Source organism: Rhizobium mesoamericanum STM3625, assembly GCF_000312665.1.
GTDB classification, from domain to species: domain Bacteria; phylum Pseudomonadota; class Alphaproteobacteria; order Rhizobiales; family Rhizobiaceae; genus Rhizobium; species Rhizobium mesoamericanum.
The window spans coordinates 2,496,655-2,510,237 of sequence record NZ_HF536772.1 but is presented as its reverse complement, the minus strand read 5'-3'; the positions used below and the strand labels follow the sequence as shown (position 1 = coordinate 2,510,237).

Here is a 13,583-nt window from a genome sequence, read left to right as displayed (position 1 = left end):
GCCCGTCATGTCTACCGAGACACACAGCGCCACCCCCTCTCCCTGGCATGCCGGAGAGATAGCTCTGCAGCAAAAGGTCGGTGCCGCCAGTCGCATGGCCGAAGTGGGCGGCCGCGTGCTGCGAGATCACCTGATCGAGCAGCACCGCCAGTTCTATCCGCAACTGCCCTTCATCGTCCTCGGAACGGTGGATGCAGATGGCAACGCATGGGCGACACTTCGTGCCAATCGTCCGGGTTTCCTTCAGAGCCCTGACGTCCACACACTAAATGTGCGCCTTCGGCGTGACCTTATCGACCCGGCCGACGCGGGAATGGATGACGGCAAGGCCATCGCTATGCTTGGCATCGAACTCCACACGCGCCGTCGCAACCGGCTGAACGGCACCATACATCGGACCGAGCAGGATGGCTTCGATGTGTGCGTGGGGCAATCCTATGGCAACTGCCCAAAATACATCCAGCTGCGCGACTTCGAGTTCGCACGCGATCCAACGAAGCCCTCCGGGTACGACCCGGTCAGCTTTGACAAGCTGGACGGCCGTCCTGCCGAAATGATTGCCAAGGCGGATACATTCTTCGTTGCCTCGTACGTCGACCGCGATAAAGAAGGGCGTCAAATCGATGTTTCGCATCGCGGCGGCAGACCCGGATTTGTCCGGATTGGCGAGGATGACGTTTTGACGATCCCGGACTTTGCCGGCAACCTCTTCTTCAACACGCTCGGCAACATTCTTGCCAATCCGAAGGCGGGATTGGCCTTCGTGGATTTCGAAAACGGCGATCTGCTGCAGTTATCGGGCAACGCTGAGGTCATTCTGGAATCGCCTGAGATAGCCGCATTCCCGAGTGCGGAGCGGCTGTGGCGCTTTCGCCCGACGCGGATCATCTTCAGGCAGGCAGCATTGCCGCTTCGCTGGCGCTCGCGCGGGGATGGCCCATCTCCCATCCTTTGACGACTGGCAGTTGGGATGACGTCACCGCCCGGCGACATGCGATTGCGCTTGCGAGGAGGTGCGCTGTGACCAAGACGAACGCTCCGCCTGATCTGGTGTGGGGAGGTATCGGTGCCGGCATCGAGCCGTCGCCAATTCTTCGGTTTCCTGCGCCGGCTCAGCGTGGTAATCAGCCGCGCATGAACAAAACCTCTTCCCATTCTCCCATCCATGTGGTCGGCGGCGGGCTCGCCGGCTCAGAGGCGGCCTGGCAGATCGCAAATGCCGGTGTTCCTGTCGTCTTGCACGAGATGCGCGGCGTGCGCGGCACCGACGCCCATAAGACCGATGGCCTTGCCGAACTTGTGTGCTCCAACTCATTCCGGTCGGACGACGCGACCAGCAATGCGGTCGGCGTCATCCATGCCGAGATGCGCATGGCAGGGTCACTCACCATGGCGTGTGCCGACAAGCACCAGGTTCCCGCCGGTGGCGCGCTGGCCGTCGACCGTGACGGATTTTCCGACGCCGTTACCAAAGCAATCCACGAGCATCCGTTGATCACCGTCGTTCGTGAAGAGGTAACCGGTCTGCCGCCGAAGGAATGGGACCTCGCGATTGTTGCGACCGGCCCGTTGACGGCGCCTTCCCTTGCAACCGCCATCCAGGCCGAGACAGGTGCGGACGCGCTTGCCTTCTTCGATGCGATTGCGCCGATCGTCCATCGTGACAGCATCGATATGGATATCTGCTGGTACCAGTCGCGCTACGACAAGATTGGACCTGGCGGTACTGGCAAGGATTACATCAACTGCCCGATGAGCGAAGAGCAGTACAACGCCTTCGTGGACGCACTGATCGCCGGCGATACGGTCGGGTTCAAGGAATGGGAAGGAACGCCCTATTTCGACGGCTGTCTTCCGATCGAGGTGATGGCAGAGCGCGGCAGGGAGACGCTGCGTCACGGCCCCATGAAACCGATGGGCCTGACCAATGCGCATAACCCGACAGTCAAGCCATACGCCGTCGTTCAGTTGCGGCAGGACAATGCACTCGGCACGCTCTACAACATGGTCGGCTTCCAGACGAAGCTGAAGTATGCCGCCCAGGCAGAGATCTTCCGTATGATCCCGGGGCTCCAGAACGCCGAATTTGCCCGCCTCGGCGGCCTTCACCGCAATACCTACATCAATTCGCCGACGCTGCTTGACCCGTCGCTCACGCTCAAGTCGCGCAAGGGCCTGCGTTTTGCCGGACAGATCACTGGCTGCGAAGGCTATGTCGAAAGCGCCAGCGTCGGGCTGATGGCGGGCCGTTTCGCTGCTGCCGAGCGCAAAGGCGAAGCTCTGTCCCTGCCGCCCGCAACGACGGCGCTCGGCTCGCTGCTTGGCCACATCACGGGCGGCCACATCGTCAATGACGAGGAGCCGGGCAAGCGGTCCTTCCAGCCGATGAACATCAATTTCGGCCTATTCCCCGAGCTTGAGCCCGGATCAATCGTCAAACCCGAAGGCGTCAAGCGTTTCCGCGGCAAGGACAAAACCATCATGAAGCGGCAGCTGATCGCCAAGCGGGCACTTGCCGATTGTGCCCGCTGGCTCGGACAAGACGTCAAGCTCGCTGAAAGTGCGTGATTAAGCCGCAAGCATCAGCATTGTCCGGCTTGCCAGCGGTTGAAGGGTCTCGGTGTGGGTCGTAAATTCTCTATAGCGGACCTCGTCAAACTGCGTGACATCTATGGCAGCATTGTTTCAAGGCACGTCCATGCCAGACAGGGATTGGTGGTCTGCGCTCTGGCCTGATCCGAAAGGGTTACTTCGGCAGATTGGCATCCGGCAGGGCATGAGCGTTCTCGACCTTTGTTGTGGCGATGGCTACTTCACCGGCCCACTCGCAGCCCTGGTTGATGGAAATGTGGTGGCCCTTGATCTCGATCCCGCCATGATCGAGCTCGCAAAGGGCGAAGTTGAACGAAGAGGCGCGTCCGTTCGCCAGTGGATTTGCGCGGACGCCACTTCGCTCGCCGAACGCCTTGACGACCTGGTCGACTTTGTCTTGATCGCCAATACCTTCCACGGTGTTCCTGATCAGATCGGTCTTGCACGTTCCGTAAGGGCAGTTCTTCGGCCAAACGGGTTGTTCTGCGTCATCAACTGGCATCCGGTGCCTCGAGAGGAAACGGTCGTGTTGGGCAAGCCGCGCGGACCGCGGACTGAAATGCGCATGTCATCCGAGGCCGTCCGCACCATCGTTGAAACCGCTGGCTTTGCCATGGCGCGGATCGTCGATCTCCCGCCATATCACTACGCGGCCATATTTCAGGTAGCCTGAGAGCAGATTGGGGCCATGCGAGCCTGAGCTGGTGAGCACGGCATTGACCCGTGTCAGCAAAAGACGCAAGCAATAACCCTGCTTTGGTGCCTTGCGTCAAAGCCTCGGCATTCGTGATCGCAGGCCTCAACCGGCACCGTCTAGACCAGTGCAAGGCAACTCCTAATGCGCGATCGGTCCGTCGGCTTTCTTCCAGGCATCGATGCCGCCTTGAATATGAAAGGCGAGCGGAAGGCCGGCGTCGTGCGCTGCCTGCACGGCCATTGCCGATCGTTCACCAAACGCGCAGTAGAAGAGCAGCCTCTTGCGGGTCGAGCTTGCCAGCTCATGCAGCATCCCACCATCGCCGATGCTTTCCTCCAGAGACGGATAAGGGACGTGCAGAGAGCCCGGGATCGTGCCGTTTCGCTGCCGCTCGGCAGTCTCGCGTAGATCGATCAGCGCGACGTCGCCGAGGCCAACAACACTCAGCGCTTGCTGCGCGGTCAGCGCCCAGCCCTGGCGCATCACGTTGTCCTGGTTCATGCCGACCTTCATGTTGGCCGGAACGGCGACGTCCATCATCTTCGGGTTGGCCAGCTTCAGATTGTTCATCAGGTCGGCATATTCATCGGCGGACCTTACCTGCAGGCGCGGATTGAAAGCCTTTTCCTCACCGATGGTCGAGACTGTGTCACCCTTGTAGTCATGCGCCGGGAAAACCATGGTCGATTCCGGAAGCTTGAGCAGTCGACCGAAGATCGACTCGTATTGCGCCTTTGGATCGCCATTCTGGAAATCGGTCCGACCCGTGCCTCGGATAAGCAGGGTGTCGCCGGTGAACACACGGTCGGGCAAGACGAAACTATAGGAATCGTCCGTGTGGCCAGGCGTATAAATCACATCAAGCGCCAGACCCTCGATGGTCAGCTTGTCGTTGTCGGCAAGGCGCATCGAAACGACGTCGGCCTTCGTCTGTTCTCCCATCACGGTAATGCAGTGAGTCTTGTCGCGCAGGGCGCCAAGACCAGTGATGTGGTCGGCGTGGAGATGCGTATCCACGGCCTTCACCAGCTTCAGATCAAGCTCGTGGATGAGCTGAAGATAACGATCGACCCTTTCCAACACCGGATCGATGATGAGCGCCTCACCGCCCGTCCGGCTTGCGAGCAAATAGGAATAGGTACTCGACACCGGATCGAACAGCTGCCGGAAGATCATCCCCACCTCCTTGATGGCGGCCTGGTTAGCGATCGACTATCCGTGTGGCTGCGGCACGATCCGGATATAAGGCTTGGGCGCGCGCCACCCTTGCGGATACTGCTTCTTCGCATCGTCGTCGGAGACTGAGCCGGCGATGATCACGTCCTCCCCATTCTTCCAGTTCACCGGCGTTGCGACCTTGTGCTTGGCTGTAAGCTGAAGGGAATCGATGACCCGCAGCACTTCGTCGAAGTTACGGCCAGTGGTCATTGGATAGACCATGACCAGCTTGATCTTCTTGTCAGGCCCTATCACGAAAACGTTGCGGACGGTCTGGTTATCGGCCGGGGTTCGCTGTGTCGGATCGCCGGACACCAAAGCAGGCAGCATGTTGTAGCGCTTCGATACGGTATAATCGACATCCGCGATCATCGGATAGTTTGGACGATAGCCCTGCGTTTCCTCGATATCCTTCATCCAGCTGGCGTGACGTTCAAGCGGATCGACGGAAAGACCGATGATTTTCACACCGCGCTTGTCGAATTCAGGTTTGATCCGCGCCATGTAACCGAGTTCGGTCGTGCAGACGGGCGTAAAGTCCTTGGGGTGCGAAAACAGCACCGCCCAGGAATTGCCGATCCACTCGTGAAAATTGATCTTGCCTTCGGTTGTCTGGGCTTCGAAATCCGGAGCGGTATCATTGATTGCAAGCATCACGCACCTCCCATAGCGTTTGTGAATACAAACTCAAACTTTACCGGATGGACATAAATCTTGCGCCTATTTCAGACGGTAGGCAACGGCAAAACGGCCGTCTCCGGCATCACTCAAGGTGCGACCGATCGGAAGAGGATTACTGCCGTAACGTGAGGATAGGACCCCGGTTCGCGCTACTAGCCGTTCGAAGCCGTGGAGCCGTGGGAGGGCAAAGCCTTATCGCGGTCGGCCACATAGTTTCCGAGCAGCCAGAGGGAGACCTCTGATGCCTCTCTGGCGGATGCGAATTCGAACGTACCGTTCTGATGCGGGGCGTCGAGGAACTCGATGCCGAGGCCCCTGCCTGTTTCAGAGCTCAGGACACGTACCCTGCCCGGCTCGATGATGTGGCATGAATAGTGCCTCTGCATGTTGCGCATGAAGCCCGCCTTATTGTCATGCAGGCGCACGAACACAGCCTGGCCGTTGGCGGTTGCCTGCAACTGGCGGATCGCTTCGGTGGGGAAAGCCCGATTGAACTCGATGATCGCGAGGCCCGTGTCGTGAAGGCCATCTTCCTTGTTCTGCGCCGCCATGCGCGTCGAAACGAAGGCGATGACAATCACGACCGCGAATATAACGCACCAGACGATAATGCTCACATCGCTCTCCGATCAAAGCCGCAACGACGCCTTTATAGACCATGAGCCTTGCGCGAGTTTAAACACCGTCAGATTTTCTTGCGCATCAACGCGAGCAACATGCCCAACTGGCGCCTAAATTGCGACCGCTGTAGTTGACGCTCGAACAGGCCCGCGCCCACGCGCTGGGCGCTGACGAGAACCGGTTCTGCGAGAGCGACAGGAAGAAAGGCGGGGAACACGGCTTGCGGGATCGCAACCTTTCTCGCCTTGGCCAGATGATCACGGCCGAGCCCAGCAAAGGCTTCGATCGCGGCAGAGATACGCGGTTTGTCCTCGCCGGCGAGAAACGCATCACGATCGAGCCCGGTAGCGGCCAGGATTTCAAGCGGGATGTAGAGCTGGCCGCGGTGGCGATGTAACGGCATCAGAAGCAAGAGACCGGCGATGGCCTGCGCAACACCAGCGTGGCCAGCAGCTTCGGCCGTTCTCGCCGCCTCCTCCGGTGCAAGCACCAGGCTCGCCAGCTGAACGAGGGCAGATGCGGTCTCGCCGGCATACCCCTCCAGCGAGACGCGTGTCTCCATCGGATCGTCGTAGAGATCGAAGATGCGAGCATCGATCATGTCTACGAGGGTCTGCGGTGGCAGGCGGTGCGCTTCGATCGTCGATAGCAAGGCTGCGGCAATTGGATTTGCCTGGGTGGATCCATGCGCGCTCCCCTCTAGTAGGTCACGCCAATATTGCATTCGAACCTCGCCGGGAAGGGGCTCGTGCACCAGATCGCGAATGCGCGCAAGCTCGGCGTTGAAGGCATAGAGGGCCGCCAACGCGTTCCGTTTGCTTTCCGGCGACAAAAGGCAGGCCAGATAGCGATCACGGTCGTTGTCGCGAAGCGTCGCCAGGCAAATGTCCTGGCTCGTCAAAGACTGATCGGCCATTGTCAGACCGCGATCAATGCCGCGGCAACAGCGCGGGATTCCATGAGCATGATGTTGAAGGTGCGGACCGCCGCGCCTGTATTCATGGGGTCTGAGGAAATACCTGCGCCCTTCAGCGCGGACTTCAAATCCGCTGGGATCGGCCGCATATCGTTACCGGTGCCGATCAGCAGAACCTCGATCTCCCCTGCCTCATCCAGCACCTTTTGAAAGTTCTCGATCGACAGTGGCTTCGACAGATCCATGTCCCAGCCATAGATGCCGGACGGCAGGCAAAGGATCGACCCGCGATGGGACATGTCGGCGAAACGGAAACCGCCATTGCCGTAGGTATCGATCGGCGCGCGTCCGGGAAAATGCGCCTCACGGATTTCTATGCCTCTTGCCATATTCTCACACTGCCGGATTGCCGGAGTTCGCATCCGGCTCGGCCACTTTCTTATGTTGGTCGCTATCGACCACGTCCGGGCGGAGCTTGAAAGCGATCAGCACGGGCGCGGCTATGTAGATGGAGGAAAAGGTGCCGATGGCAACGCCAAACAGCATCACAAAGGCGAAGGGGCGCATCACCTCACCGCCAAAAAGGCAGAGCGCGAAAAGCGCAAGCAAGGTCGTTGCAGCCGTCAGAACCGTGCGCGACAGCGTCTGATTGATCGACGCATCGATCAGGATCGGCATCGGCATCTTGCGATAGCGCTTCAGATTCTCGCGCATCCGGTCATAGACGACGACGGTATCATTGAGCGAATAGCCGACGATCGTCAGGATGGCCGCAACGCTTGTCAGATTGAATTCCATCCCGGTCAACACGAAGAGGCCAAGCGTCAGAATGATATCGTGCAGTGTCGCGATGATCGCCCCGACCGCGAACTGCCATTGGAAGCGCAGCCAGATGTAAAGCAAGATGACAGCCAGCGAGCCAAGTATGCCCAAGGTCGCCGCCTTGGTAAGTTCGCCCGACACTGAAGGGCCGACAACCTCGACCCGCCGGATCTCGTAGTCGTCGCTCAACTCATCCCGCAGCAAGGTCATCGCAGACTGTTCGGCATTTTCGCCGCCGCCCTGCGCCTGGATGCGAACCAATGCCGTCGACGCGTCGGAGAGGCGGCGAGCTTCAATGTCCCCAATGTTCAAATCGGAGAGACGAGCGCGAATATCATCCGGGTCGACATTGCCTTGCTTCGCCTTGACCTCCACCAGCGACCCGCCGGCAAAATCAACGCCGAGATTGGCGCCGACAGTCGCAAAGCCGATCATCGCGAGGATCGAAAGCGCTGCCGATGCCGTGAAGGTGTAGCGCCGTATACCCATGAAGCGGATGTTGGCGTGATCAAAGATGCCCGTGTGGACGTCCCTCGGCAGATGCCGCGGATGCTTGCGGTGAAGCCAGGTGACGACAATCCAGCGTGTCAGCGTGAAAGTGGTAAAGACAGTCGTCAGAATTCCCGCCGCCAGCGTCACCGCAAAACCCCGAACGGTGTCACTGCCGAGATAGTAGAGAATGACCGCCGCTATGACGATCGTCACATTGGCGTCAAGGATCGTCAGGAATGCACGCGAAAAACCGTTATCGATCGCGTCGGCGAAGGAGTGACCGGCTTTCGCCTCCTCTCGGATACGCTCGTAGACGAGCACATTCGCATCGACGGCCATGCCTATGATCAAGACAATGCCTGCAAGGCCTGGCAGCGTCAGTGTTGCGCCGATCACGCTCAGCACAGCGAGAATCAGGAGGAGGTTCAGGACAAGCGAAATGCCGGCGATGATGCCAAGCTTTCGATAAAAGGCAAACATCAAGCCGGTGACAAGGATCGCGGCAACGAAGCCAGCGACCAGACCGGCGCGCTTCGATTCCGCGCCGAGGCTGGGGCTGACGGTGCGTTCCTCCACGGTCGTCAACGTCGCCGGCAGGGCGCCGCTTCGCAACATAAGCGCGAGATCGCGGGCCCCGTCCTCGCTGAAGCTGACCGGCACCTTTCCGGTGCCGTCCAGGATCGGCGCATTGATCAGCGGCGCGGCCATGACCTGATCATCGAAAAGTATGGCAAGGTGCCGACCGATGTTCTGGCGCGTCTTCTGCGCGAGTTGCTCGGTTCCTTCGTGATCCAGCTTATAGGCAATTGCGACCGAGTCCGTTTTCGCATCGGCAATCGCCTGGACATCAACAAGGTTCTTGCCTGTTACGAATTCTGTTCGATCAACGAGGTAGGGAATGGGCGGATCGTCCAACGAATAGAGCACCTCTGATGTCGCCGGCCAGCGACCGGCAAGGGCCTGCTGCCCCGACATGCTTTCATCGATCATACGAACCGACAGCCGGGCAGGCTCGTTCAGAATATTCTTCAGCCGCTCGACGTCGATCGAACCGAGGGCCTTGACGTCGATGCGGTCATCACCGTCGGTGCGAACGGAAAAATCCTTGATCCCAAGACCCGCAATGCGGCGCTCGACGAGCGGAACGGACTGTGCTTGCGCGGTCGCTATTCCTTCGTCGATGCTGTCGTTTGAAATTCGAAGCGTAAGCTGTGCGTCGTTGCCCTTCTCCAGGGAAACATTTTGGACCGAACGTCCAAACCAGCCGACCTTCGTGGTCGCCGTCAGTGCGTTCAAGGCTTTGACGGCAGCATCCACCTGGCCGGCATCGGTAATCTTGACGGTGATGTCCTGATCGTTGCCGGTCAGACCTGTGTAGCGAATGTTGGCTTCGCGCAACTTGCCGCGAACATCCGCGACTGCGCGTTCCAGCCGGTCCTTCACGATATCGGCGCGTTCGATCTGGAGAAGCAGGTGGGAACCGCCCTGCACGTCGGGTCCTGGTACGACGCGACTGTGAGCGAGCCACAAGGGCAGCAAGGAGCGCTGCCCCTCCGATAAAAGATTGGGGGCCGCGATGATCACGGCCACCACCACCAACAACCAGATCAGAACGGCACTCAAGCGGGAAAAACGACGCATTTTCTCTCGACTGTTTCCGACCCGACCAATCCGGTTCGTGGCTAGGTTTGCAATACTACGCGGCGTCCGCCTTGACCGGCTCGCCCTTGACGCGAACTTCCGAAATGCCGCTGCGGACAACGCGAACGCGAACGCCGTCTGCAATCTCCACTTCGAGTTCCTTGTCGTCAACAACCTTGGTGACCTTGCCGACGAGGCCGCCACCGGTGACAACCTGGTCGCCGCGACGGATCGCCTTCAGGGTCTCTTCGCGTTTCTTGGCTTGTGCGCGCTGCGGACGGATCAGCAGGAAGTACCAGACGACCATCAGCGGCACGAAAAGGATGATCATTTCAAAGCCAGAGCCGAACGGCGACGCAGCGCTGTCGGTGGCAGCCTGGGCAAATGCCGGGGTGATGAACATGCTAAACTCCTCAAAACTTTCCGGGGGCGGAACTCCGCCTTTTCTCGGGTGGCCGGACTATAATTATGGTCTTTGCGAATGCAACAGAAACAGCCGGAAACCGTACCGATTCCGCTGCCTCATAACCTTTCCGCTCGCAAAAGGCCATGCTACGCACCAGGCAAAAGACACGGGGTAGCCTGGCTACAACCAGAATTCAGGAGGAAGGCCCATGGCCGAAGATGCAAACCACGCCATTTTGACGGAGCTGCGCCGACTGACGGACGCGATCGACCGCTTGGCAGGCCCTGCGCCTGCAGTCAACGACTGGAGCGCGGCTGACTGCTTCGTCTGGGTCCCTGCCCGCCAGCATCTCCAGCCGGTTGCGAGGCCGAACCGCGTGGCACTCAAGCTGATCCGCGGCGTCGACCACGTACGCGACATCCTGCACGAGAATACGGTGCGCTTCGCCGAAGGCTATGCGGCCAACAATGTTCTCCTGTGGGGTGCACGCGGCATGGGCAAGTCGTCGCTGGTCAAGGCTGTTCACGAGGATGTGCGGCGCGAGAGTGGCGTATCGCTGAAGCTGGTCGAAGTGCATCGCGAAGACATTGCGAGCCTGCCGACACTGCTCGATCTTCTCAAGGATGCACCGCATCGCGTCATGGTCTTTTGCGATGACCTCTCGTTCGACCACGATGACACGGCCTACAAATCGCTCAAGGCAGCCCTTGATGGTGGTGTCGAGGGGCGGCCAGACAACGTGCTCTTCTATGCCACGTCGAACCGGCGCCATCTGCTTCCGCGCCACATGATGGAGAACGAACAGTCCACGGCGATCAATCCCTCCGAAGCGGTCGAAGAGAAGGTTTCGCTATCAGACCGGTTTGGCCTCTGGTTGGGCTTCCACAAGTGTAGCCAGGACGACTATCTGACCATGATCGATGGTTATGCAGACCATTTCAAGCTACCGATCGATCGCGAAAAGATGCATGCGGAGGCGCTGGAATGGGCCACGACCCGTGGTGCGCGTTCCGGCCGCGTCGCCTGGCAGTACATTCAGGATCTCGCGGGTCGGATGCGCATTCCACTCGACCGCTCATAATGACAAAAGCCCGGCTTTGAGGCCGGGCTTTTGAGCACCCTCGGACGCAGTACCTATTCGAGGAAAGTAATCGGGTTGACCGGTGTCGCATCCTTGCGGACTTCGAAGTGGACCTGCGGCTGCTTGACGTTGCCGCTCATGCCGGAGACGGCAACCGTCTGGCCGCGCTGGATCTTTTGACCACGGGTGACGCTCAAGGTATCGGCGTTGCCGTAGACGGTGACCGTACCGTCATCATGGCGCACGAGAACCGTATTGCCGAGTTCCTTCAGACCGTTTCCGGCATAGATGACGACGCCGTTTTCAGCGGCCTTGATCGGCGTTCCCTGCGGCACGGAGATATCTATGCCGTCATTGCGGCTGCCGTTGACGTTGGCGCCGTAGGCCGCAATCACTGCACCGCGAACCGGCCAACGATACTTGCCAATGCCGGTTGCCTCGGGTGCGGCCGACGCCACTTCCTTCTTGGCAGCCTCATCCACTGTCTCCGTGGCGACGGGAGCCTTGTAGGTTGCCGGTTGCGCAGCGGCAGTCGTCGTTGCGGAGGCGGGCTGTGCGACCTGCTTTTGTTCTGCCTTCGCTGGAATGGAGGCGGTTTTCATGCCGTCCTGCGAGGCGCCCGGAAGATTGAGTTCCTGACCGATGCGGATCGAACCAGCCGACAGGTTGTTGGCAGCCTTCAGATCGTCGATGCTGGTGCCCGTCGCCTTGGCAATCTTGGCAAGCGAGTCGCCAGGCTTGACGACATAGGTGCCGCCAGTGCCCTTCGGTCCCTTGCCCGCACCTGCCGCAAGCTTGCTTGACGGATCGGCATTTGCGACCGACTTGTCGCGGGCAGAACTCGCCCCCGGAACGACCGCAACGTTCTGCTCCTGCTGCTTGCCCGGTTGCGGCAGATGCTCACCCTTCGAGAGGTCGGCTGTCTGGGCGGCTGCCTTGGCGGCATTACCTCCGTTGAAGGTCGGGATCAGAATGATCTGACCTGGCTTGGCGGCAGCCGACGTTTTGAAGCCGTTGACACGCAGGATTTCCTTCTCCGGCACACCGTAGCGATTAGCGAGCGTCGCAATGCTTTCACCCGGGCGAAGCGTGACGGAGGGTGCGTTCGTTGCCGACCAGCCAGAAGCCTTCGGAGTCGTGCCGGTAACGATCGAATCGGTTGCCGTCTTCGGCGGAACGCGAATGGCCGCCGACTTCTTCGGGGCAGCGGCTGCAGGGAATGGCTGAGCGAGAGCGACCTGCCTTTCATGGGAGGGCGCTACTGGCGCCCCTGCGGAGGGTGCCGCAAGCTCGGTGCGCTGAACGGAGACAGGTGCGGAGGCCATGCGGGCGCTGGAGGCGCCGTAAGAGGGCTGGGCGGGATAAGGTTGGCTCATCGCCTGATTGGTCGCAGCGTAGCCGCCCTGCGCCAGATCGGCCTGCGGGACCGGATCGGCCTGCAGGCCACTCATGCTTCTGCGTGGGATTGAATTGGTCGTCATCTGATCCTGACCGGACGACGAGAAAAGACCACCGAAACGTGTCACATCGGAACTGCAACCCGTTGCTGCACTCGCCAGCAAAGCCGCTATCAGGACATTACCGGCAGACTTGCCTACTCTTGGCGAAAGACTGAAACGCATGACTCGACCCACTGATGACGCAACCATTTGTGGGTTTATTAAAGCGGGTTAGTATTACCACGCGGTTAAGGCACCGAAATCTACGCGATTTTTTTGAGAGATTGCTAACCATAGCGCATCTTCCAGGCGCCTCGCCTTAGAGTTGAGACGCGATACGAGGCACGATCGGGAGATAAGGCGAGTCGAACAGTTCCTCGCGCTCGAAGCGACTGCCCGTTTTTGTCAGCCGCACAAGGCGACACTCATTCTCGGAAATCATCAAAGGGGCGATCATCGAACCGCCGGATACAAGCTGGTCAGTGTAGAACCGCGGCATCGAGTTGAACGCGGCGGTGACCAGAATGCGGTCAAACGTCCCCTCACCCTGCAGGCCGGCACTACCGTCGGCCTGGCGAATGATGACGTTCCGCAGGCCGAGCGAGTCGATACGGCGCTGTGCACTTGCGGTAAGCGTCTTGTAGCGGTCGATCGTCAGCACGCGTTCGGCCATGCGCGCCATAACAGCGGACATGAAACCGCTGCCCGTGCCGACCTCGAGCACACGTTGCCCCGGCTTGATCTTCAGGTGGTGAAGCACCCTGACCGCGAAATCCACACCCTCGATGAAGGAGCCGCATTCGATCGGGATCGTGCGGCTGGAATAGGCCTGCTCGGCAAACTGAGGCGGCACGAACAATGACCGCGGTGTCTGCTCGACCGCAGTCAGCAGGTCCAGATCGGATACGCCCTCGGCTCTGAGCCGCAAGACGAGCGCCGCAAAACCTTCCTTCTCCACCAGCCGTGCCGTCAAAGTA

General features: G+C 59.8%; 13 protein-coding genes. 4 read left to right on the top strand and 9 right to left on the bottom strand.

Features of this window, described 5'->3' with window-relative positions; genetic code table 11:
- Positions 1-7 precede the first annotated feature (7 nt).
- The 3 genes from BN77_RS12365 to BN77_RS12355 all read left to right on the top strand — a co-directional run bounded on the left by BN77_RS12365 (position 8) and on the right by BN77_RS12355 (position 3,265).
- Positions 8-955, top strand: a complete 948-nt coding sequence (locus tag BN77_RS12365) for a pyridoxamine 5'-phosphate oxidase family protein (RefSeq protein ID WP_007532226.1) — start codon at positions 8-10, stop codon at positions 953-955.
- Positions 956-1,134: 179 nt separating this feature from the next.
- Entirely contained in the window at positions 1,135-2,568 is a 1,434-nt protein-coding gene (trmFO, locus tag BN77_RS12360; RefSeq protein ID WP_040677735.1) for a methylenetetrahydrofolate--tRNA-(uracil(54)-C(5))-methyltransferase (FADH(2)-oxidizing) TrmFO, read from the top strand.
- Between the two features lie 130 nt (positions 2,569-2,698).
- Positions 2,699-3,265, top strand: a complete 567-nt coding sequence (locus BN77_RS12355; RefSeq protein WP_244426176.1) for a class I SAM-dependent methyltransferase — start codon at positions 2,699-2,701, stop codon at positions 3,263-3,265.
- A 162-nt stretch (positions 3,266-3,427) separates the two neighbouring features.
- Here the strand turns inward: BN77_RS12355 and BN77_RS12350 are convergent, their stop codons facing one another.
- The 7 genes from BN77_RS12350 to yajC form a co-directional block, all read right to left on the bottom strand.
- Complete coding sequence (locus tag BN77_RS12350; RefSeq protein ID WP_007532221.1) at positions 3,428-4,465, bottom strand: MBL fold metallo-hydrolase; 1,038 nt, start codon at positions 4,463-4,465, stop codon at positions 3,428-3,430.
- A 36-nt stretch (positions 4,466-4,501) separates the two neighbouring features.
- Complete coding sequence (locus BN77_RS12345; RefSeq protein ID WP_007532219.1) at positions 4,502-5,161, bottom strand: peroxiredoxin; 660 nt, start codon at positions 5,159-5,161, stop codon at positions 4,502-4,504.
- Between the two features lie 179 nt (positions 5,162-5,340).
- Positions 5,341-5,805 carry a hypothetical protein gene (locus tag BN77_RS12340; RefSeq protein WP_007532217.1) on the bottom strand — a complete coding sequence of 155 codons (465 nt, stop codon included), beginning with the start codon at positions 5,803-5,805 and terminating at the stop codon, positions 5,341-5,343.
- Between the two features lie 68 nt (positions 5,806-5,873).
- Positions 5,874-6,725, bottom strand: a complete 852-nt coding sequence (locus BN77_RS12335; protein WP_007532215.1) for a phytoene/squalene synthase family protein — start codon at positions 6,723-6,725, stop codon at positions 5,874-5,876.
- 2 nt (positions 6,726-6,727) lie between these two features.
- Positions 6,728-7,114 (bottom strand): Mth938-like domain-containing protein, encoded by a 387-nt coding sequence (locus tag BN77_RS12330; RefSeq protein WP_007532213.1) that lies wholly within the window; start codon positions 7,112-7,114, stop codon positions 6,728-6,730.
- A gap of 4 nt (positions 7,115-7,118) precedes the next feature.
- A complete protein-coding gene (gene secDF, locus BN77_RS12325; RefSeq protein ID WP_007532211.1) occupies positions 7,119-9,680 on the bottom strand; it encodes a protein translocase subunit SecDF in 2,562 nt (853 codons plus the stop codon).
- Positions 9,681-9,735: 55 nt separating this feature from the next.
- The gene (gene yajC, locus BN77_RS12320) at positions 9,736-10,083 is read right to left on the bottom strand and encodes a preprotein translocase subunit YajC (RefSeq protein ID WP_007532209.1); all 348 of its coding nucleotides are present in this window, start codon (positions 10,081-10,083) and stop codon (positions 9,736-9,738) included.
- Between the two features lie 211 nt (positions 10,084-10,294).
- On the opposite strand from yajC, the gene BN77_RS12315 reads away from it, so the two are divergent.
- Complete coding sequence (locus BN77_RS12315) at positions 10,295-11,167, top strand: ATP-binding protein (protein WP_007532207.1); 873 nt, start codon at positions 10,295-10,297, stop codon at positions 11,165-11,167.
- A gap of 53 nt (positions 11,168-11,220) precedes the next feature.
- Here the strand turns inward: BN77_RS12315 and BN77_RS12310 are convergent, their stop codons facing one another.
- Together BN77_RS12310 and BN77_RS12305 are read right to left on the bottom strand one after the other, a co-directional pair.
- Entirely contained in the window at positions 11,221-12,789 is a 1,569-nt protein-coding gene (locus BN77_RS12310) for a LysM peptidoglycan-binding domain-containing M23 family metallopeptidase (protein ID WP_007532206.1), read from the bottom strand.
- Positions 12,790-12,925: 136 nt separating this feature from the next.
- Positions 12,926-13,579 carry a protein-L-isoaspartate(D-aspartate) O-methyltransferase gene (locus tag BN77_RS12305; protein WP_007532204.1) on the bottom strand — a complete coding sequence of 218 codons (654 nt, stop codon included), beginning with the start codon at positions 13,577-13,579 and terminating at the stop codon, positions 12,926-12,928.
- Between the last annotated feature and the right edge of the window lie 4 nt (positions 13,580-13,583).